This window comes from Novosphingobium sp. BW1 (assembly GCF_008107685.1).
Lineage (GTDB): Bacteria > Pseudomonadota > Alphaproteobacteria > Sphingomonadales > Sphingomonadaceae > Novosphingobium.
Genome location: NZ_VIRF01000120.1, coordinates 1 through 511, shown reverse-complemented (window position 1 = coordinate 511; position 511 = coordinate 1). Strand labels below are relative to the sequence as shown.

Sequence of the window (511 nt, the reverse complement as noted above, 5' to 3'; positions counted from 1 at the left end):
ACGCATGATCGCAAGATCTTCGGACGAAACCGGCCGCGGCAGATAATAGACACTACCCCGGCTGATCCCCAGTTCCTTCGCTTGGCGCTTCACGGGCAAGGTATGCGAGCGGTCGATCATCGCCTTGCGCTCGGCAACAGACCTGCCTTGCCGAGCGCGCCTTCCAAAAAATCATTGGCCAACGTCAGCTCGCCGATCTTGGCGTGAAGCGTCTTCACGTCGACGGCCGGTTCGTCAGATGCCTTCTCCGAGCCGAACACGCCCGCCGCCCCTTCGAGCAACTGCGTGCGCCACGTCGTGATCTGGTTGGGATGCAGATCATAGTCGTGCGCCAGCTCTGCCAGCGTCTTCTCACCCTTGATCGCGGCAAGCGCCACCTTCGCCTTGAATGCCGGGCTGTGGTTGCGCCGGGGTCGTCTGCTCATTCTCTGCTCCTGTCTCGCAGCCCATCTGGCTGCTCTCAGGCAGAAAATCCAATTATCTCAGTGTGCAGATTCTCCAGGCCACCTCT

At 60.5% G+C, this 511-nt stretch carries 1 pseudogene; it reads right to left on the bottom strand.

Going from position 1 to position 511, the window contains the following annotated elements:
• Window positions 1-425, bottom strand: a pseudogene (locus tag FMM79_RS20320) (transposase); the annotation flags it as partial.
• Window positions 426-511: the final 86 nt, after the last annotated feature.